The 17,163-nt window shown below is 60.9% G+C and carries 15 protein-coding genes, 1 tRNA gene and 2 rRNA genes (1 of these 18 cut by a window edge); 17 read left to right on the top strand and 1 reads right to left on the bottom strand.

The window, feature by feature from the left end; translation table 11 throughout:
- The 17 genes from KI797_RS20670 to KI797_RS20590 form a co-directional block, all read left to right on the top strand.
- Window positions 1-815: ribosomal RNA gene (locus KI797_RS20670) — 23S ribosomal RNA — on the top strand; it begins 2,075 nt to the left of the window's first position.
- Window positions 816-940: 125 nt separating this feature from the next.
- Window positions 941-1,055 (top strand): 5S ribosomal RNA (gene rrf, locus KI797_RS20665).
- A 106-nt stretch (window positions 1,056-1,161) separates the two neighbouring features.
- Window positions 1,162-1,237: transfer RNA gene (locus KI797_RS20660), tRNA-Thr, on the top strand.
- Window positions 1,238-1,470: 233 nt separating this feature from the next.
- The gene (gene codB, locus KI797_RS20655) at window positions 1,471-2,715 is read left to right on the top strand and encodes a cytosine permease (protein WP_226170870.1); all 1,245 of its coding nucleotides are present in this window, start codon (window positions 1,471-1,473) and stop codon (window positions 2,713-2,715) included.
- Entirely contained in the window at window positions 2,709-3,974 is a 1,266-nt protein-coding gene (locus tag KI797_RS20650) for a cytosine deaminase (RefSeq protein WP_226170867.1), read from the top strand. Before codB ends, KI797_RS20650 begins: the two co-directional genes overlap by 7 nt.
- Window positions 3,975-4,064: 90 nt before the next feature.
- Window positions 4,065-4,442 carry a fluoride efflux transporter CrcB gene (crcB, locus tag KI797_RS20645; RefSeq protein ID WP_005328863.1) on the top strand — a complete coding sequence of 126 codons (378 nt, stop codon included), beginning with the start codon at window positions 4,065-4,067 and terminating at the stop codon, window positions 4,440-4,442.
- A gap of 65 nt (window positions 4,443-4,507) precedes the next feature.
- Window positions 4,508-5,260 carry a bifunctional demethylmenaquinone methyltransferase/2-methoxy-6-polyprenyl-1,4-benzoquinol methylase UbiE gene (ubiE, locus tag KI797_RS20640; RefSeq protein ID WP_043132473.1) on the top strand — a complete coding sequence of 251 codons (753 nt, stop codon included), beginning with the start codon at window positions 4,508-4,510 and terminating at the stop codon, window positions 5,258-5,260.
- A gap of 8 nt (window positions 5,261-5,268) precedes the next feature.
- Window positions 5,269-5,877, top strand: a complete 609-nt coding sequence (locus tag KI797_RS20635) for a ubiquinone biosynthesis accessory factor UbiJ (protein WP_226170865.1) — start codon at window positions 5,269-5,271, stop codon at window positions 5,875-5,877.
- The gene (gene ubiB, locus KI797_RS20630) at window positions 5,877-7,517 is read left to right on the top strand and encodes a ubiquinone biosynthesis regulatory protein kinase UbiB (RefSeq protein WP_226170862.1); all 1,641 of its coding nucleotides are present in this window, start codon (window positions 5,877-5,879) and stop codon (window positions 7,515-7,517) included. The genes KI797_RS20635 and ubiB overlap by 1 nt, the downstream gene beginning before the upstream one ends.
- 40 nt (window positions 7,518-7,557) lie before the next feature.
- On the top strand, window positions 7,558-7,806 hold the full coding sequence (gene tatA, locus KI797_RS20625) for a Sec-independent protein translocase subunit TatA (RefSeq protein ID WP_025328841.1): 249 nt from the start codon (window positions 7,558-7,560) through the stop codon (window positions 7,804-7,806).
- Window positions 7,807-7,809: 3 nt separating this feature from the next.
- Window positions 7,810-8,277: a Sec-independent protein translocase protein TatB gene (gene tatB / locus KI797_RS20620; RefSeq protein WP_218410835.1), complete on the top strand. Its 468-nt coding sequence runs from the start codon at window positions 7,810-7,812 to the stop codon at window positions 8,275-8,277.
- A complete protein-coding gene (gene tatC, locus KI797_RS20615) occupies window positions 8,274-9,029 on the top strand; it encodes a twin-arginine translocase subunit TatC (protein ID WP_005328872.1) in 756 nt (251 codons plus the stop codon). Before tatB ends, tatC begins: the two co-directional genes overlap by 4 nt.
- 111 nt (window positions 9,030-9,140) lie before the next feature.
- Window positions 9,141-9,926 (top strand): TatD family hydrolase, encoded by a 786-nt coding sequence (locus KI797_RS20610; protein ID WP_226170859.1) that lies wholly within the window; start codon window positions 9,141-9,143, stop codon window positions 9,924-9,926.
- A 3-nt stretch (window positions 9,927-9,929) separates the two neighbouring features.
- Complete coding sequence (hemB, locus tag KI797_RS20605; RefSeq protein WP_226170856.1) at window positions 9,930-10,949, top strand: porphobilinogen synthase; 1,020 nt, start codon at window positions 9,930-9,932, stop codon at window positions 10,947-10,949.
- A gap of 221 nt (window positions 10,950-11,170) precedes the next feature.
- Complete coding sequence (gene prlC / locus KI797_RS20600) at window positions 11,171-13,213, top strand: oligopeptidase A (protein WP_226170854.1); 2,043 nt, start codon at window positions 11,171-11,173, stop codon at window positions 13,211-13,213.
- Window positions 13,214-13,453: 240 nt separating this feature from the next.
- Window positions 13,454-16,021, top strand: coding sequence for a sensor domain-containing phosphodiesterase (locus tag KI797_RS20595; RefSeq protein WP_226170852.1), 2,568 nt, complete (start codon window positions 13,454-13,456; stop codon window positions 16,019-16,021).
- A 51-nt stretch (window positions 16,022-16,072) separates the two neighbouring features.
- The gene (locus KI797_RS20590; RefSeq protein WP_404801069.1) at window positions 16,073-16,831 is read left to right on the top strand and encodes a class I SAM-dependent methyltransferase; all 759 of its coding nucleotides are present in this window, start codon (window positions 16,073-16,075) and stop codon (window positions 16,829-16,831) included.
- 67 nt (window positions 16,832-16,898) lie between these two features.
- Here the strand turns inward: KI797_RS20590 and KI797_RS20585 are convergent, their stop codons facing one another.
- On the bottom strand, window positions 16,899-17,153 hold the full coding sequence (locus KI797_RS20585; protein ID WP_226170850.1) for a Rho-binding antiterminator: 255 nt from the start codon (window positions 17,151-17,153) through the stop codon (window positions 16,899-16,901).
- Between the last annotated feature and the right edge of the window lie 10 nt (window positions 17,154-17,163).

Genomic DNA, 17,163 nt, shown 5'->3' with positions numbered 1-17,163 from the left:
CTGAACATTGAACCTACATGTGTAGGATAGGTGGGAGGCTTTGAAGGCGTGACGCCAGTTGCGCTGGAGCCGTCCTTGAAATACCACCCTTGTATGTTTGATGTTCTAACGCAGGGCCCTGAATCGGGCTCGCGGACAGTGCCTGGTGGGTAGTTTGACTGGGGCGGTCTCCTCCCAAAGAGTAACGGAGGAGCACGAAGGTTGGCTAATCCTGGTCGGACATCAGGAGGTTAGTGCAATGGCATAAGCCAGCTTAACTGCGAGACGGACAGGTCGAGCAGGTACGAAAGTAGGTCATAGTGATCCGGTGGTTCTGAATGGAAGGGCCATCGCTCAACGGATAAAAGGTACTCCGGGGATAACAGGCTGATACCGCCCAAGAGTTCATATCGACGGCGGTGTTTGGCACCTCGATGTCGGCTCATCACATCCTGGGGCTGAAGTCGGTCCCAAGGGTATGGCTGTTCGCCATTTAAAGTGGTACGCGAGCTGGGTTCAGAACGTCGTGAGACAGTTCGGTCCCTATCTGCCGTGGGCGTTGGATGATTGAAGGGAGTTGCTCCTAGTACGAGAGGACCGGAGTGAACGAACCTCTGGTGTTCGGGTTGTCACGCCAGTGGCACTGCCCGGTAGCTAAGTTCGGAATCGATAACCGCTGAAAGCATCTAAGCGGGAAGCGAGCCCTGAGATGAGTCATCCCTGACCCCTTGAGGGTCCTAAAGGGCCGTTGGAGACCACAACGTTGATAGGTGGGGTGTGTAAGCGCGGCGACGTGTTGAGCTAACCCATACTAATTACCCGTGAGGCTTAACCATACAACACCCAAGAAGTGTTCTGAGACTTGTAACAGACCCCAAGAACTACTAACTAATTCAGTGATAATGACAAGGCAAACTAGCCGAGTTGTTATTCACGTCAGCTTTCCAGATGAAGTTTTTTGCCTGGCGGCCATAGCGCCGTGGAACCACCTGATCCCATGCCGAACTCAGAAGTGAAACGCGGTAGCGCCGATGGTAGTGTGGCATTCGCCATGCGAGAGTAGGACACTGCCAGGCTTCAATTAAGCAATCACAGCGATGTGGTTGGTCGCGATACAACGTCAGGTTGTGTTGGACAAGAGATTTAGATAGCGCACACAGTGCGGTCTTTACCGGTTAGTGTGCTGATATGGCTCAGTTGGTAGAGCGCATCCTTGGTAAGGATGAGGTCCCCAGTTCGACTCTGGGTATCAGCACCATGAAAACGAAAGCCTCCCTGAAAAGTGAGGCTTTTTTGTTTCTGTCAGTTTCTTCATTTCTTGTGATATTCCTTGTCCCATGCTCCCTATGCTTGCAATCAGCGTTTTTAAGCTGATGTTACTCGCTTGACTGCTATTGATATTTTTATCCAGATATTTGGCCGTACTTGATTGACGTAAAACGTTTTACATGTAAAATCCGGCGCGTTTTGCCTATTACGTGGAGAGAGAGCATGGCGCAGGATAACGAATATTGTTTGGGGGCGGTTCCCGCCAAAGGGCGCAAAGGTGTGTTGTCGCTGATGTTGGTGATGCTAGGCTTGACGTTCTTCTCTGCCAGCATGTGGACTGGCGGGGCGCTGGGTACCGGGCTGGCGTTCGATGACTTCATCAAGGCGGTACTGATCGGCAACTTGTTGCTGGGGATCTATACCGCCTGTCTCGGTTATATCGGTGCTTCAACCGGTCTCTCTACCCACCTACTGGCCCGTTACTCCTTTGGGGTGAAAGGTTCCTGGCTACCTTCTTTACTCCTGGGTGGCACTCAGGTCGGCTGGTTCGGTGTTGGCGTGGCGATGTTTGCGCTGCCGGTGCAGAAGGCGACCGGCATCGATGTGAACTGGCTGATCGCCATTTCGGGTGTTTTAATGACGGTAACCGTTTACTTCGGGATCTCCGCTCTGATGGTTCTGAGCTTTGTCGCCGTACCAGCCATTGCGCTGCTCGGTGGTTACTCTGTCTGGCTGGCGGTGACTTCGACCGGCGGCATGGCGGCGCTGCAGCAGGTGCAACCAAGCAATCCCATCGAGTTCACCACGGCGCTGACCATGGTGGTCGGTTCCTTTATCAGTGCAGGAACCTTGACCGCCGACTTTGTTCGATTTGGTCGTAAACCCTGGGGCGCCGTCATGATTACCATGGTGGCGTTTTTTTTGGGCAACACTCTGATGTTCGTCTTCGGTGCGGCTGGTGCGGCGGTGACCGGGCAGGCTGATATATCGGAAGTGATGCTGATGCAAGGGCTGCTGATCCCCGCCATTCTGGTGCTGGGTCTCAATATCTGGACCACCAACGACAACGCCCTCTACGCCTCTGGCCTCGGTTTTGCCAATATTACCGGCCTCAAGAGCAAGCCACTCAGCGTGATCAACGGGTTGATTGGTACCGCATGTGCCCTCTGGCTCTACAACAACTTTGTCGGCTGGCTGGCCTTTTTGAGTACGGCAATCCCGCCGATCGGTGGCATTATCATCATGGATTTCCTGCTCAATCGTGAACGTTATCGCCAGTTTGCCGATCAACAGTTCGAGGCGGTACGTTGGCAGGCACTGGTCGCCACGGCAGTCGGGGTGGTTGTTGCTAAATGGCTGCCAGGCATAGTGCCACTCAACGCGGTATTGGGCGCCGCCTTCATCTATTTCATTCTGGTTCGCCTCACCCAGCGACCGGTTCTGGTACAGGGAGCTAGCAAATGCTGATTCAACATATTCGTTTTGCCGATCGGGAAGGGTTGTGGCAGATCCGCTGTCAGGATGGGGTCATCACCGCCATTGAACCCCATGACGAACATGCAGTCGCCGGTCGTGTGCTGGATGGGGAGGGGGGATTGGCTATCGCGCCCTTTATCGAGCCCCATATTCACCTCGATACCACCCAGACGGCGGGCGAGCCGAGCTGGAACCTCTCCGGTACTCTGTTCGAGGGGATCGAGCGCTGGGCCGAGCGCAAGGCGCTGCTGACCCACGAAGATGTGAAGCGGCGCGCCATCCAGACGCTGAAATGGCAGATCGCCAACGGCATCCAGTTCGTCCGCACCCACGTCGATGTCTCCGACCCCAATCTGGTGGCCCTGAAAGCCATGTTGGAGGTGAAGGAGGAGATGAAGGCGTGGGTCGAACTGCAGATCGTCGCCTTCCCGCAGGAGGGGATCCTCTCCTATCCCAATGGGAAGGCCTTGCTGGAAGAGGCACTCAAGCTGGGGGCCGACGTGATCGGCGCGATCCCCCATTTCGAGTTTACTCGGGAGTATGGGATAGAAAGTCTGCATTACGTCTTCGATCTTGCCGAGAAGTATCAGGTTCTGGTTGATGTGCACTGCGACGAAATCGATGACGAGCAGTCTCGCTTCATCGAGACCCTGGCGACCCTGGCTTACGAGCGCGGTATCGGCCATAGAGTCACCGCCAGCCACACCACCGCCATGCACTCCTACAACGGAGCCTATGCTTCCCGCCTGTTCCGGCTGCTCAAGATGGCGGACATCAACTTCGTCGCCAATCCGCTGGTGAACATTCACCTGCAGGGGCGTTTCGATACCTACCCCAAGCGTCGCGGCATCACCCGGGTGAAGGAGATGCTGGAGGCAAACATCAACGTCTGCTTCGGCCACGACGATGTGTTCGATCCCTGGTATCCCATGGGCACGGCCAACATGTTGCAGGTGCTGCACATGGGGCTCCATGTCTGCCAGATCATGGGTTACGAGCAGATCAACGACGGCCTGAAGCTCATCAGCAGCCACAGTGCCCGCACCCTGAACGTGCAGGATTGCTACGGCATCGAGGTGGGCAAACCGGCCAACCTGCTGATCCTGCCCGCCGACAACGGCTTCGATGCGGTACGTCGTCAGGTGCCGGTGCGCTACTCCATCCGCCACGGCCGCGTGATTGCGCAGACCCGCCCCGCCCAGACCTCTCTTCATCTGGAGCAGATCGAGCCGGTAGATTTTCGCCGATGAGGTGGTCCCCCCGCGCAGATTAATTGCCCCGCTATCCCCGCTTGCCGGCATTTTGCATAATGTCGTCCTGACACTTATGGAGCATGCCCCATGCAAACCTGGTTATTTGTCGCGGCAGGCGGCGCCATCGGCGCCTGCCTTCGTTTTGGTATCGCCGAGTTGATGGCACTGCTGCTGGGACGCCACTTTCCTTACGGGACTCTGGTGGTCAACGTGGTGGGGTCTTTCATCATGGGCATTGCTTTTGCGCTCATCAGTCAGGGCCACGTGGTGGAACACCCCATGAAACCACTGCTGATGGTGGGTATCCTCGGTGCCCTGACCACATTTTCTTCTTTTGCCCTCGATACCGTGGTGCTGGCTCAACACGGAGCCTATCTGAAGGCACTGCTCAATATCGGTCTCAATCTGTTCCTCTGTCTGGCCATGGTGATGCTGGGGATGCAGTTGGTTGCCAGCCGGGTTTAAGGTGTCCGCGGGTCACCGGCTCTGGTAAACTGGCGGCCATTCTTTGCTCTATGGGTGTTTTAGGGATGTCGGAACAGACTAATACTACGCATTTTGGCTATAAAACCGTGGCGGCGACCGAGAAGGAAACTCTGGTGGCTGGCGTCTTTCATTCGGTGGCGGCCAAGTATGATCTGATGAACGATCTGATGTCATTCGGCATTCACCGCCTGTGGAAGCGCTTCACCATCGACTGCTCCGGTGTGCGCAAGGGTCAGAAGGTGCTGGATCTGGCCGGTGGCACCGGGGATCTGACCGCCAAGTTTTCCCGCATCGTCGGCGAGTCCGGTCAGGTGGTGCTGGCGGACATCAACGACTCCATGCTCAAGGTGGGCCGCGACAAGCTGCGCAACTTGGGGGTCGCCAACAACGTCTCCTACGTGCAGGCCAATGCCGAGGCACTGCCCTTTCCGGACAATCACTTCGACGTCATCACCATCGGCTTCGGCCTGCGCAACGTGACCGACAAGGACAAGGCGCTGGCCTCCATGTTCCGGGTGCTCAAGCCGGGTGGTCGCCTGCTGGTGCTGGAGTTCTCCAAGCCTTCGACCGAAGTGATCGCCAAGCTCTACGATCTCTACTCCTTCAAACTGCTGCCGAAAATGGGCGAAATCGTCGCGAACGACGGAGAAAGCTACAAGTACCTGGCGGAATCCATTCGCATGCATCCGGATCAGCAGACCCTGGCGGGCATGATGGAGCAGGTCGGCTTCGAGCAGGTGGAGTTCTACAACCTGACTCAGGGTGTGGTCGCCCTGCACCGTGGTTACAAGTTTTAAGGTCACCTATGCCGATGGATGCCATGGTCACCGCGGTGATCGAAACCAGCCTCAACCAGTTGCTGAGCCTCGACAAGCAGAGCCCGGCGCGGCTGCGCAAGCTCGTGGGCAAGGTGCTCAAGCTGGAACTGCGTGAACTCAAGCCGCTCTGGTTTGTCTTCTCCGAACGTCGACTGGACGTGCTGGCCCGCTATGAGGGGGAACCCGACGCCGTGCTGAGCCTCTCGCTGACGGCGATCGGCCTGCTGAAAGACCCTTCCGCCCTGACCCGCTACATCCGCGAGGAGAAGCTGGACTTGAGCGGCGACCCCCAACTGGTGCAAGCCTTCAGCGCCCTGCTGGGGGAGCTGGACATCGACTGGGAAGAGGAGCTGTCGCGCTATACCGGCGACGTGCTGGCTCATACCCTGTGTGGCGGCGCCCGTCAGGCCCGTCGCGTGATAGGCCGCGAGCTGTGCCGCTCCCAGCGTCAGCTGGCCGAATTCCTCACCGAGGAGGCCCGTCTCGCCCCCGGCCCGCTGGAAGTGGCCAGCTTCAATGATGACGTCGAGGTGCTGGCACAGCAGATGAAGGCGGTCGAGTTACGGCTGGCCCGCCTCGAACAGCAGGTGAGCTGATGACCCCGAAGGAGTTCAAGCGCCTCTATCGCATCGTCAGCATCCTGTTGGAGCAGGGCATCGACGAGCTGGTGCCCGCCCGTTATCAGCCCTGGCCAGGACGCCTGGTGCGCCGCAGCCTGTTCTGGCTCAAGAACAAGCAACCTGAGTTGTGCCGGGGCGCCCGCATTCGCCTCGCCTTCGAGGCACTGGGCCCCATCTTCATCAAGTTCGGCCAGATGCTGTCGACCCGCCGGGATCTGCTGCCGCCGGACATCGCCGAGGAGCTGGCCCTGCTGCAGGACAGGGTGCCCCCCTTCTGCGGACAGGAGGCCAGACGCCAGATCGAGGCGAGCCTGGGCTGCTCCATCGAAACCCTGTTTGACGACTTCGACGAGACGCCGCTGGCGTCTGCTTCCATTGCCCAGGTGCATACCGCCCGCCTGAAGGAGAATGGCCGGGAGATCGTGATCAAGGTGATCCGTCCCGACATCGAGCCCATCATCGAGGCCGACCTGCGCCTGATGCAGGCGCTGGCCCGTCTGGTGGCCCGTTTCGTGCCCCAGAGCGCACGGCTGCGCCCCGTCGAGGTGGTAGAGGAGTACCGCAAAACCATACTCGACGAGCTGAACCTGATGCGCGAAGCCGCCAACGCCATCCAGCTGAGGCGCAACTTCACCGGTTCGGAGGCACTCTATGTGCCCGAGGTGTACACGGATCACTGCCGCGAGCAGGTGCTGGTGATGGAGCGAATCTACGGCATTCCGGTCTCCGACATCGCTGCGCTGGAGGCCAACGGCACCAACATGAAGCTGCTGGCTGAGCGCGGGGTGGAGGTGTTTTTCACCCAGGTGTTCCGTGACAGCTTCTTCCATGCGGACATGCACCCCGGCAACATCTTCGTCTCCTATGAGCACCCGGAGAATCCACTCTGGATCGGCATCGACTGCGGCATAGTCGGCACCCTGAACCGGGAGGACAAGCGCTATCTGGCGGAGAACTTCCTCGCCTTCTTCAACCGCGACTATCAGCGGGTGGCGCAGCTGCACGTGGAGTCCGGCTGGGTACCTCCCGATACCAAGGTGGACGAGTTCGAGTTTGCCATCCGCACCGTGCTGGAGCCCATCTTCGAGAAGCCGCTCTCCGAAATTTCGTTCGGTCACGTGCTGCTCAACCTGTTCAACACCGCCCGTCGCTTCAACATGCAGGTACAGCCCCAGCTGGTGTTGCTGCAGAAGACCCTACTCTATGTGGAAGGGCTGGGGCGTCAGCTCTATCCCCAGCTGGACCTGTGGCAGACCGCCAAGCCCTACCTGGAAAGCTGGATGCACCAGCAGGTGGGCCCCAAGGCGGTGCTCAATGCGATCAAGGAGAAGGCCCCCTTCTGGGCGGAGAAGCTGCCGGAGCTGCCGGAGCTGGTCTACGAGACCCTGCGCCAGGCGCGGCATCAGCAGCACCACTTCGAGCAGATGTTCGCCGATTTTCGCCTGCACAGCCGCCGTCAGGGGCAGGCCCGCTACCTCTTAGGGGTGGGAGCCAGCCTACTGTTGGTGGGTGTATTCTTGCTGACCCAGAAACAACATATTGAGTGGGGACAAATCAGTCTCGCCGGCGCCGGGTTATGCTGGCTGCTGGGCTGGTTGAAGACCCGCATTCATTAATTAAACTGCGCCATCAGGCGCCTATCCTGGAGAGAAAGTCATGGGTGGTATCAGTATTTGGCAATTGTTGATCATCGCAGTCATTGTCGTGCTGCTGTTCGGTACCAAGAAGCTGCGCGGTATCGGTGGCGATCTGGGGGCGGCGGTGAAGGGGTTCAAGAAGGCGTTGTCCGATGATCCGGCCGATGCCAAGCCTGAGCAGAAGGATGCGGAGTTTCCGGCCAAGCAGCTGAACGAGACGGCCAGCAGTGCCGAGACCGCCAAGCAGAAAGACAAAGATCAGGCCTAAGCCATGTTCGACATCGGTTTTTGGGAGCTGGTCGTCATCGGTGTCGTCGCCCTGGTGGTGCTGGGGCCAGAGCGACTGCCGGTCGCCATCCGCACCGCCAGCCACTGGATCAGGCTGATCCGCAGTACCGCCAACTCGGTCAAGACCGAGCTGGAGCAGGAGCTCAAGTTGCAAGAGCTGCACAATGATCTCAAGAAGGCCGAGCAGTTGCAGATGAACAACCTGAGCCCTGAGCTGCAGGAGTCCATCGAGCAGTTGAAGGCTGCTGCCCAGTCGGTGAACCGTCCTTATCAGCCACAGCAGGAAGCGCAGAACGAGATCCGCCCGCCACGCCCCGAGCCGGTCGCCCAGGCTGAACCCGTCGCCCCGGTGGCGCCTGCGGTGCAGCTGACCGCGGTGCCGCCGGTCAACAGCCAGCGCGAGAGCGAGCCAGTCAGCGAGTCGGCTGGCAAAGGGGAGGTGAAGCCATGAGTCAGGCCGAGCAACCCCTGATCAGTCATCTGATCGAGTTGAGAACCAGGCTGATGCGAGCCCTGGTGGCTATCCTGCTGGCGTTCGTCGCGCTCATCTATTTCTCCAACGACATCTACGATTTCGTGGCCCGGCCGCTGCTCAGCCAGTTGCCTGAAGGGACCAGCATGATAGCGACGGATGTGGCGACCCCCTTCATCACGCCCATCAAGCTGACCCTGGTGGTCTCCTTCTTCCTGGCCATCCCCTATCTGCTCTATCAGGCCTGGGCCTTCATCGCCCCTGGCCTGTATCAGCACGAACGGCGTCTCGTCATGCCGCTGGTGGCTTCCAGTGCCGTGCTCTTCTATGCCGGCATGGCGTTCGCCTATTACGTGGTGTTCCCCCTGGTGTTCGGCTTCTTCACCAGCACGGCCCCCGCCGGGGTGACGGTGGCGACCGACATTGCCAGCTATCTGGACTTCGTGCTGACCCTGTTCTTCGCGTTCGGGGTGGCGTTCGAGATCCCTGTGGCCACCATCTTGCTCTGCTGGACCGGGGTCACCACCCCCAAGAGCCTGAAGGAGAAGCGCCCCTACGTCATCGTCGGGGTGTTCGTGGTCGGCATGCTGCTGACCCCGCCCGATGTCTTCTCCCAGACCCTGCTCGCGATCCCCATGTGGGCCCTGTGGGAGATAGGTCTGTTCTTCGCCCGCTTCTATGTGAAGAAAGAGGACGAGGAGGAGCAGGAACAACCGGAAGAGGGGAGCTGAGGCTCCCTTCCTCTTTTCATGCATCCGTTCGAGGCGTATGGTAAGGCCCCATTGAGTAGATGGTTTTCAAATACCTGATATGTCTTCCTTTTATTCGGACCCGCTAACTTCATGATCGACATCGGTGTAAACCTGACCAGCAGCCAGTTTGCAGGCGAACAGGCCGACCTGGTGGCCCGCGCGCGCGCCGCCGGGGTGGAGGCGCTGATCCTGACCGGCACCGATCTGGCCGGCAGCCGCGAGAGCGCGGAGCAGGCAGCCGAATGGCCCGGTTACTGTTTCTCCACCGCCGGGGTTCATCCTCACGATGCCAAGAGCGTGGATGAACAGACCCTGCCCGCCTTGCGCGCGCTGGCGGCGCTGCCGCAGGTGGTGGCCATCGGTGAGTGCGGTCTCGACTACAACCGCGACTTCTCCCCCCGTCCGGTGCAGGATGCGGTATTCGACGCCCAGCTGGCGCTGGCGGCCGAGCTCGGGATGCCGGTGTTTCTCCACTGCCGTGATGCCCATGCCCGTTTCATCGAGATCCTCCGTCCCTGGTTGCCCAGGCTGTCGGGAGCTGTGCTGCACTGCTTCACTGGGTCGGATGAGGAGCTGGACGAGTGTCTGGCGCTGGGACTGCATATCGGGGTGACCGGCTGGCTGTGCGACGAGCGCCGCGGCCAGTTGCTGCGCGAGCAGGTGGCGCGCATTCCCGCCGGTCGGCTGATGATCGAGACCGATGCTCCCTATCTGGTGCCACGGGATCTGAAACCCAGACCGAAACGCAACGAACCCGCTTTTTTGCCGCACATCGCCCAGGTGGTGGCGGCCTGCCGTGGTGAAGCGCCCGAGGCCTTGCTGGCCCATACCCGGGCCACCTCCGCCGCATTTTTCCAACTTCCTTTTTTGGAGTGATTCATGGCCATAACTCTTCCGGGCGCCTTTCCGGGTCGCCGCCTGCGCCGGGTGCGCAAACATGATTTCAGCCGTCGTCTGGTGCGCGAGAACCAGCTGACCGTCAACGATCTCATCTATCCGGTGTTCGTGCTGGAGGGGGAGGGTCAGCGTGAGGCCGTCGCTTCTATGCCGGGGGTGGACAGGCTATCCATCGATCTGCTGCTGGCGGAAGCCGAAGAGCTGGTGGCCCTCGGTGTACCCGCCATCGCCCTGTTCCCGGTGACCCCGCTGGAGCAGAAGAGTCTGCTGGCGGAAGAGGCCTACAATCCGGATGGGCTGGCCCAGCGGGCGACCCGTGCCCTCAAGGCCCGCTTCCCCGAGCTGGGTGTCATCACCGACGTGGCGCTGGATCCCTTCACCACCCATGGTCAGGACGGCATCATCGATGACGAAGGCTATGTGCAAAACGACATCACCACCGGGATCCTGGTGAAGCAGGCGCTCTCCCACGCCGCCGCCGGGGCCGACATAGTGGCGCCGTCCGACATGATGGATGGCCGCATCGGGGTGATCCGTGCCGCACTGGAAGAGAACGGCTTTGTCAACGTCCAGATCATGGCCTACTCCGCCAAGTACGCCTCCAGCTACTACGGCCCGTTCCGCGATGCGGTAGGCTCCGCCGCCAACCTCGGCAAGAGCAACAAGGCGACCTACCAGATGGATCCGGCCAACGGCAACGAGGCGCTGCACGAGGTGGCGCTGGACATCGCCGAGGGGGCCGACAGCGTCATGGTCAAGCCGGGCATGCCCTACCTGGACGTGATCCGTCAGGTGAAGGATCAGTTCGGGGTGCCGACCTTCGCCTACCAGGTGAGCGGTGAGTACGCCATGCACATGGCGGCGATCCAGAATGGCTGGCTCAAGGAGAAGGAGTGCGTGCTGGAGTCCCTGCTCTGCTTCAAGCGGGCCGGTGCCGACGGCATCCTCACCTACTTCGCCAAGCGGGTCGCCCAGTGGTTGAAAGAGGACGCCCAACGCTGAGGCGGGTAGCGTCCATGCCCCCACAATGCCGGCCAAAGTGCCGGCATTGTCGTCTCCGGACGCGGAATTGCTGCATTAATGAGCAAGTTTTTGCGAAATGTGGGCAGCAGACCCGGCTCTGGGCGGCAAAGGCTTGATAAATGGGGTTTCTGCCTACATCTTAGATGGTCCAAGCAGGCTTCTGGACGGCAGGGGCTGCAGAGCATTTAGAGGTACCGCAGATGACTAACCCTTTGCTGACAATGGACTCGCTGCCCCCTTTCAGCCAGATCCAGCCCGATCAGGTGCAAGCTGCCGTGACGCAGGCTATCGCCGATTGCAAACAGAAGATTGAAGATGTGCTGGCTCAGCGGGATCCCCACACCTGGGACAGCCTGATCGCCCCGCTGGAAGAGGTCAACGACCGCCTGTCCCGAGTCTGGTCGCCGGTCAGCCACCTCAACGCCGTGCTCAACAGCGAGGCGCTGCGCGCCGCCCATGACGCCTGCCTGCCGCTGCTGTCCGAATTCCAGACCTATGTCGGTCAGCATGAAGGCCTCTATCAGGCCTACCTGACGCTCTCCGAGAGCGACGATTTCCCCTTGTTGAGCGGTGCCCAGCGCAAGGAGATTCTGAATACCCTGCGCGACTTCCGCCTCTCCGGTATCGGTCTGCCCACCGAGGCGCAGCAGCGCTACGGCGAGATCCAGGCCCGCCTCTCCGAACTGGCCTCCCGCTTCAGCAACAACGTGCTGGACGCGACCCAGGGCTGGAGCAAGCTGGTGACCGACGAGGCCGAGCTGGCCGGTCTGCCGCAGAGTGCGCAGGCCGCCGCCCGCCAGCTGGCGGAGCAGAAGGGTCAGCAGGGCTGGCTGTTCACCCTGGATATTCCCTCCTACCTGCCGGTGATGATGTATGCCGACAACCGTGCATTGCGCGCCGAACTGTATGAGGCCTTCACTACCCGCGCCTCGGATCAGGGCCCCAATGCCGGCAAGTGGGACAACTCCGCCATCATGAGCGAGCTGCTCACCCTGCGTCGCGAGCTGGCCCAACTGCTCGGCTTTGCCAACTACGCCGAGCTCTCCTTGGCCACCAAGATGGCGGACAAGCCCGAGCAGGTGGTGAACTTCCTCACTGATCTGGCGGCCAAGTCCCTGCCGCAGGGCAAGGCCGAGCTCGAAGAGATCCGCGCCTTCGCCGCCGAGCAACACGGTCAGAGCGAGCTGGCGGCCTGGGATCTCGCTTACTACGCCGAGAAGCTCAAGCAGCACAAGTTCTCCATCTCCGACGAGCAGTTGCGCCCCTACTTCCCCGCCAGCAAGGTGGTGAAGGGGCTGTTCGAGGTGGTGAGACGGGTATTCGGCATCAAGGTGCGCGAGCGCCTCGGCATCGACACCTGGCACCCGGACGTGCGCTTCTACGACATCTTCGATGCCGAGGACGAGCTGCGCGGCAGCTTCTACCTCGACCTCTATGCTCGCGAACACAAGCAGGGCGGCGCCTGGATGGATGTCTGCCTCGGCCGTCGCTACCGTCAGGATGGCTCCCTGCAAAAGCCGGTGGCCTACCTGACCTGCAACTTCAACGGCCCGGTGGACGGCAAACCCGCCCTGTTCACCCACAACGAGGTGGTCACCCTGTTCCACGAGTTCGGCCATGGCATTCACCACATGCTGACCCGCATCGACGTGGCCGGTGTCGCCGGCATCAACGGTGTGGCCTGGGACGCAGTGGAACTGCCGAGCCAGTTCCTGGAGAACTGGTGCTGGGAGTCCGAGGCGCTGGCCTTCATCTCAGGCCATCACGAGACCGGCGAGCCGCTGCCTGCCGATCTGCTGGAGAAGATGCTGACTGCCCGCAACTTCCAGGCGGCGATGCAGATGCTGCGCCAGCTGGAGTTCGCCCTGTTCGACTTCCGCCTGCATCGGGAGTTTGACCCGGCCAATCTGGAGCAGATCCCGGCCTTGCTGAGCGAAGTGCGCAGCCAGGTGGCGGTGATGACGCCGCCGGCGTTCAACCGCTTCCAGCACAGCTTCTCCCACATTTTCGCCGGGGGGTATGCGGCGGGCTACTACAGCTACAAGTGGGCCGAGGTGCTCTCCGCAGATGCCTTCTCCCGCTTCGAGGAGGAGGGGATCTTCAATCCGGCCACCGGCCAATCCTTCCTGAAAAACATTCTCGAGAAGGGTGGCTCGAAAGAGCCGATGGAGCTGTTCCGTGCCTTCCGCGGTCGCGAGCCCAAGGTGGATGCCTTGCTGCGCCACAGCGGGATCGCCGCATGAGGCGCCATCTATGCTGCGGGCGAGAGCCCCAACTGGATGCTTTACCGTTCGATGGCGAGAGCTTCAAGCAGGTACACATTTGCGGCATAGTGGGATCGAAACGTGATTTTTGAGAGAAAAAGGGACCTTTTGGTCCCTTTTTTCAAGGCTTTTTAATATCTTGCGGAGTGCATGTTTGCACTGTCCCCGCCTCTTCAGTAGAGTCGGGTTCTACCTTCCTGGGAGAGAAAGAACCTTGCCATGAGGCGAGCACTCGAGTCTGTCTATCAAATCATCTCAAGCCTGTCTCATTCGAGTGGTCAGGGATATTTCGATACCTTTGTGAGTGAAATCGCCAACGCGGTCGGGGCTGACTTCGTCCTGATTTCAGGCAAGGATCAGGCCGGGCTCTTCTTTACCGTGCATGCCGCCTATCCCGCCTCCCTCGACATCAACTCCTACAGTTTCCCTCTCGCGGATACCCCGGGTGAGATCGTCATGCAACAGGGGGAAGCCTGGTTCAGCGATCGCACCCGGGAGCTGTTCCCCCATGCAGCCGTGTTGGAGCGCTGCCAGGTCAGGAGTTATGCCGGCGTTGCACTGAAGAGCGCCGAGGGCGAGACGCTGGGATTGTGCAGCGTCATGTTCAAGCGGGCCACCCCCAGAATGGACAAGATCATGGGGTTGCTGCGCCTGTTGGCGCCGCTCGCCGGCCGTGAACTGGCCCTGATGTATCAGCAGCAGTTGCTGGCGCCGTCACCAGCTCAGCCGGAATATTCCCACTTCCTGGACACCATGATGTCCCATGCGCCGGTCGGCATCGGCAAACTCGACCTGAACGGCAGGATCCTCTGGGTCAATCCGGCCATCGAAAAGATGCTGGGTTACAGCCAGCAGGAGCTGCAGCAGCTCACCGTCGCCGAGCTCAACCACCCCGACGACTGGCTGACCAGCATCCCTCTCTACGATGGGCTCAAGCGGGGAGAGCGCCCCGCCTTTACCCAGGAGAAGCGCTACCTGCACCGGGATAGTTCCGTGCTGTGGGGCCGGGTGACGGTGACCCTGATCCGCAACGAGCAGATGCATCCCGACTACCTCATGGTGGTGCTGGAGAATATCGACCCCATCAAGCGCCATGCTGAACAGCTCAAGCTCTCCCACCGGGTCTATGACAACCTCTCCGAGGCGATCCTGGTGTGCGACGCCGACAGCCGCATCATCTCGGTGAACCCGGCGTTCGAGAAGATCACCGGCTACAGCGAGGAGGAGGCCTGCGGCCAGCGCCCCAGCATGCTCAAGTCCGGGCTGCACGATCAGACCTTCTACGCCGACATGTATCACGCCCTGGAGCGGGTGGGGATCTGGCGCGGCGAGGTGTGGAACAAGCGCAAGAACGGCAAACTCTATCCTCAGCAGCTGATGATCAGCGCCTTGCGCGAGGGGGGACGGATCAGCCAGTACATCGCCATCTTCAGCGATCTCTCCCAGACCAAGCTGGCGGAGCAGAAGATCGCCGCCCAGGCGAACTACGACAACCTCACCGGGCTGCCGAACCGCTGGTTGTTTGGTCGCTGCCTCACCCGCTTCTGCGAGCGGGGGGAGCGCTTCGCCCTGATGGTGCTGGATCTCAACAACTTCAAGGCGGTCAACAACAGCATGGATCACCATGTGGGCGACGCCCTGCTGCGCGAGGTGTCGGATCGGCTGGTGAGCCGGGTGCGCACCGAGGATCTGGTGGCCCGCATCGGCGGCGACGAGTTTGCCTTTCTGGTGCCAGGCATAGTCAACCGGCGCCAGGCCGAGGTGTTCGCCAAGCAGGTGATCGGCGGCTTTGCCCGGCCCTTCATGCTGGCGAACCAGCATCTCTATGTGACGGCGACCATGGGCATCACCCTCTGTCCCTATGACGGCGGTGACGGTGACGAGCTGCTGCGCAACGCCGAGCAGGCGCTGTTCGTTGCCAAGCGGCAGGGACGCTCCCTCGGTACCTACAGCGCCTCCATGCGCGAAGAGGTGAGCCAGCGCCACCAGATGCAGCAGGATCTGGCGGAGGCCATCAAGCTGGCGCAGCTGACCATGGCCTATCAGCCCATCTGGGACAATCGCAGTGGTCGGGTCGCCAAGCTGGAGGCCCTGGTGCGCTGGTATCACCCTCACTGGGGGCAGGTCTCACCGGCGGACTTCATTCCGCTGGCGGAGGAGGCTGGGCTCATCCAGGGATTGGGGGCGCTGGTGCTCTGGCAGTCGTGCCGGGATCTGGCCCGGCTGCAGAAGTCCGGCTTCCCTGATCTGCAGATGTCCATCAACCGCTCCACCCTGGAGTTCCAGACAATCGATCCCGAGGCGAACGAGTGGCTCAGGGTGATCCGCCACTTCGACTTGGACCCGGCGGACATCATCATAGAGATCACCGAGTCCCTGCTGATGGAGAGCAGCGATCAGCACAGGGTGCGGATCGATGCCCTGCGCGAGGCGGGCTGCAAGCTGGCCATCGACGACTTCGGCACCGGCTACTCGGCGCTCAACTACCTGCGCACCTTCCCGGTGGATCTGGTCAAGATCGATCGCTCCTTCGTGCGTCACATCCCCTTCAACGAGCAGGACAGGTTGCTGCTGGACGGCATCATCAACATAGTGCACAACCTCGGCATGCAGGTGGTGATCGAGGGGGTGGAGACCCGGGAGCAGCTCAACTTCCTGTGTCAGAAGGGCTGTGCCTTCACCCAGGGCTATCTGCTCAGCCGCCCGCTGCCCTATGACGATCTGGTGGAATACCTGACCCTCAACCGCCAGGGGATGAACCTGGCCAACCTGACCACGGTGAGCTGATCCCCTGCTTCTGCTATCATGCCCGCTTCCGTGCCGCCATGAGTCTTCGTTATGCCCCATATCCAGGTTTTCAGTGAAGTGCCCGCCCGCGATGGCGAGCTGGACGCCCTGCGACTGCGTCTGGCCGAGGTGGAGTTTCCCGCCCCTTTTGCGCTGGTGCTGACTGACACGCGGCTGGAGCTGCGCAAGCTGGACGAACCCAAGCTCGGCGCCGTCTATGTGGACTTCGTGGAAGGGGCCGTGGCCCACAGGCGCAAGTTCGGTGGCGGCCGCGGCCAGTCCATCGCCAAGGCGGTGGGGTTGAAGTCCGGGGCCATGCCGACCGTGGTGGATGCCACCGCCGGGCTCGGCCGCGATGCCTTCGTGCTGGCCTCTCTCGGCTGCAAGGTGACCCTGATAGAGCGCAGCCCCGTGGTGGCGGCTCTGTTGCAGGACGGGCTGGCACGGGCGGCGCAGGATCCCGAGATAGGCTCCTGGGTCAGCGAGCGCATGCATCTCCTGCAGGGGCCTGCGGTAGACAACCTGCTGGCATTGCCGGAGCGGCCCGAGGTCATCTACCTGGACCCCATGTTCCCCCACAAGCAGAAGTCGGCCCTTGTGAAGAAGGAGATGCGGGTGTTCCAGTCCCTGGTGGGGCCGGATCTTGATGCGGATGCCCTGCTGCCGGCGGCACTGCAGATGGCGGACAAGCGGGTGGTGGTGAAGCGGCCGGACTACGCGGGCTGGCTCAACGAGCACAAACCCAGCATGGCCATCGAGACCAAGAGCAACCGCTTCGACGTCTATGTGATGGCGGCGCTGGCGGGTTAAGGCCAGCCGGGGTCGAGATACAAAAAAGGAGGGCCAACCTATGTTGGCCCTCCTTTTTACCTTGAGGTCAGCTGGCGGGGGCGAAGCGGATATGCCGCGCTTCCCCCTGCCAGACGAGATCCAGGGTCGTCAGGTCGGCGAGGCTGAGGCGCTCACCGCTCTCCAGCAGCAGATACTCGACGCCGTCACGGGCTTCTATGGTGCGAACCCTGTCATCCCACCTGCGACCGTCGCGGCTGGCGAGGGTCACCGGCAAGTGCCAACTGGCGGCGACCTCGAGCCAGTCGTAGAGGTCACAGCTGATGGGTTGATAGTCAGCCATGATGCTTCTC

The sequence above is a fragment of the Aeromonas media genome (assembly GCF_020423125.1).
In the GTDB taxonomy this organism is placed as follows: Bacteria; Pseudomonadota; Gammaproteobacteria; order Enterobacterales; family Aeromonadaceae; genus Aeromonas; species Aeromonas media.
This window is presented reverse-complemented; position numbering and strand designations above follow the sequence as displayed.

What these genes read in the sequence shown, in the direction of transcription:
- codB (WP_226170870.1), top strand. Translation starts at nt 1,471, where the DNA reads ATGGCGCAGGATAACGAATATTGTTTGGGGGCGGTTCCCGCCAAAGGG.
- KI797_RS20650 (WP_226170867.1), top strand. Translation starts at nt 2,709, where the DNA reads ATGCTGATTCAACATATTCGTTTTGCCGATCGGGAAGGGTTGTGGCAG.
- crcB (WP_005328863.1), top strand. Translation starts at nt 4,065, where the DNA reads ATGCAAACCTGGTTATTTGTCGCGGCAGGCGGCGCCATCGGCGCCTGC.
- ubiE (WP_043132473.1), top strand. Translation starts at nt 4,508, where the DNA reads ATGTCGGAACAGACTAATACTACGCATTTTGGCTATAAAACCGTGGCG.
- KI797_RS20635 (WP_226170865.1), top strand. Translation starts at nt 5,269, where the DNA reads ATGCCGATGGATGCCATGGTCACCGCGGTGATCGAAACCAGCCTCAAC.
- ubiB (WP_226170862.1), top strand. Translation starts at nt 5,877, where the DNA reads ATGACCCCGAAGGAGTTCAAGCGCCTCTATCGCATCGTCAGCATCCTG.
- tatA (WP_025328841.1), top strand. Translation starts at nt 7,558, where the DNA reads ATGGGTGGTATCAGTATTTGGCAATTGTTGATCATCGCAGTCATTGTC.
- tatB (WP_218410835.1), top strand. Translation starts at nt 7,810, where the DNA reads ATGTTCGACATCGGTTTTTGGGAGCTGGTCGTCATCGGTGTCGTCGCC.
- tatC (WP_005328872.1), top strand. Translation starts at nt 8,274, where the DNA reads ATGAGTCAGGCCGAGCAACCCCTGATCAGTCATCTGATCGAGTTGAGA.
- KI797_RS20610 (WP_226170859.1), top strand. Translation starts at nt 9,141, where the DNA reads ATGATCGACATCGGTGTAAACCTGACCAGCAGCCAGTTTGCAGGCGAA.
- hemB (WP_226170856.1), top strand. Translation starts at nt 9,930, where the DNA reads ATGGCCATAACTCTTCCGGGCGCCTTTCCGGGTCGCCGCCTGCGCCGG.
- prlC (WP_226170854.1), top strand. Translation starts at nt 11,171, where the DNA reads ATGACTAACCCTTTGCTGACAATGGACTCGCTGCCCCCTTTCAGCCAG.
- KI797_RS20595 (WP_226170852.1), top strand. Translation starts at nt 13,454, where the DNA reads ATGAGGCGAGCACTCGAGTCTGTCTATCAAATCATCTCAAGCCTGTCT.
- KI797_RS20590 (WP_404801069.1), top strand. Translation starts at nt 16,073, where the DNA reads ATGCCCCATATCCAGGTTTTCAGTGAAGTGCCCGCCCGCGATGGCGAG.
- KI797_RS20585 (WP_226170850.1), bottom strand. Translation starts at nt 17,153, where the DNA reads ATGGCTGACTATCAACCCATCAGCTGTGACCTCTACGACTGGCTCGAG.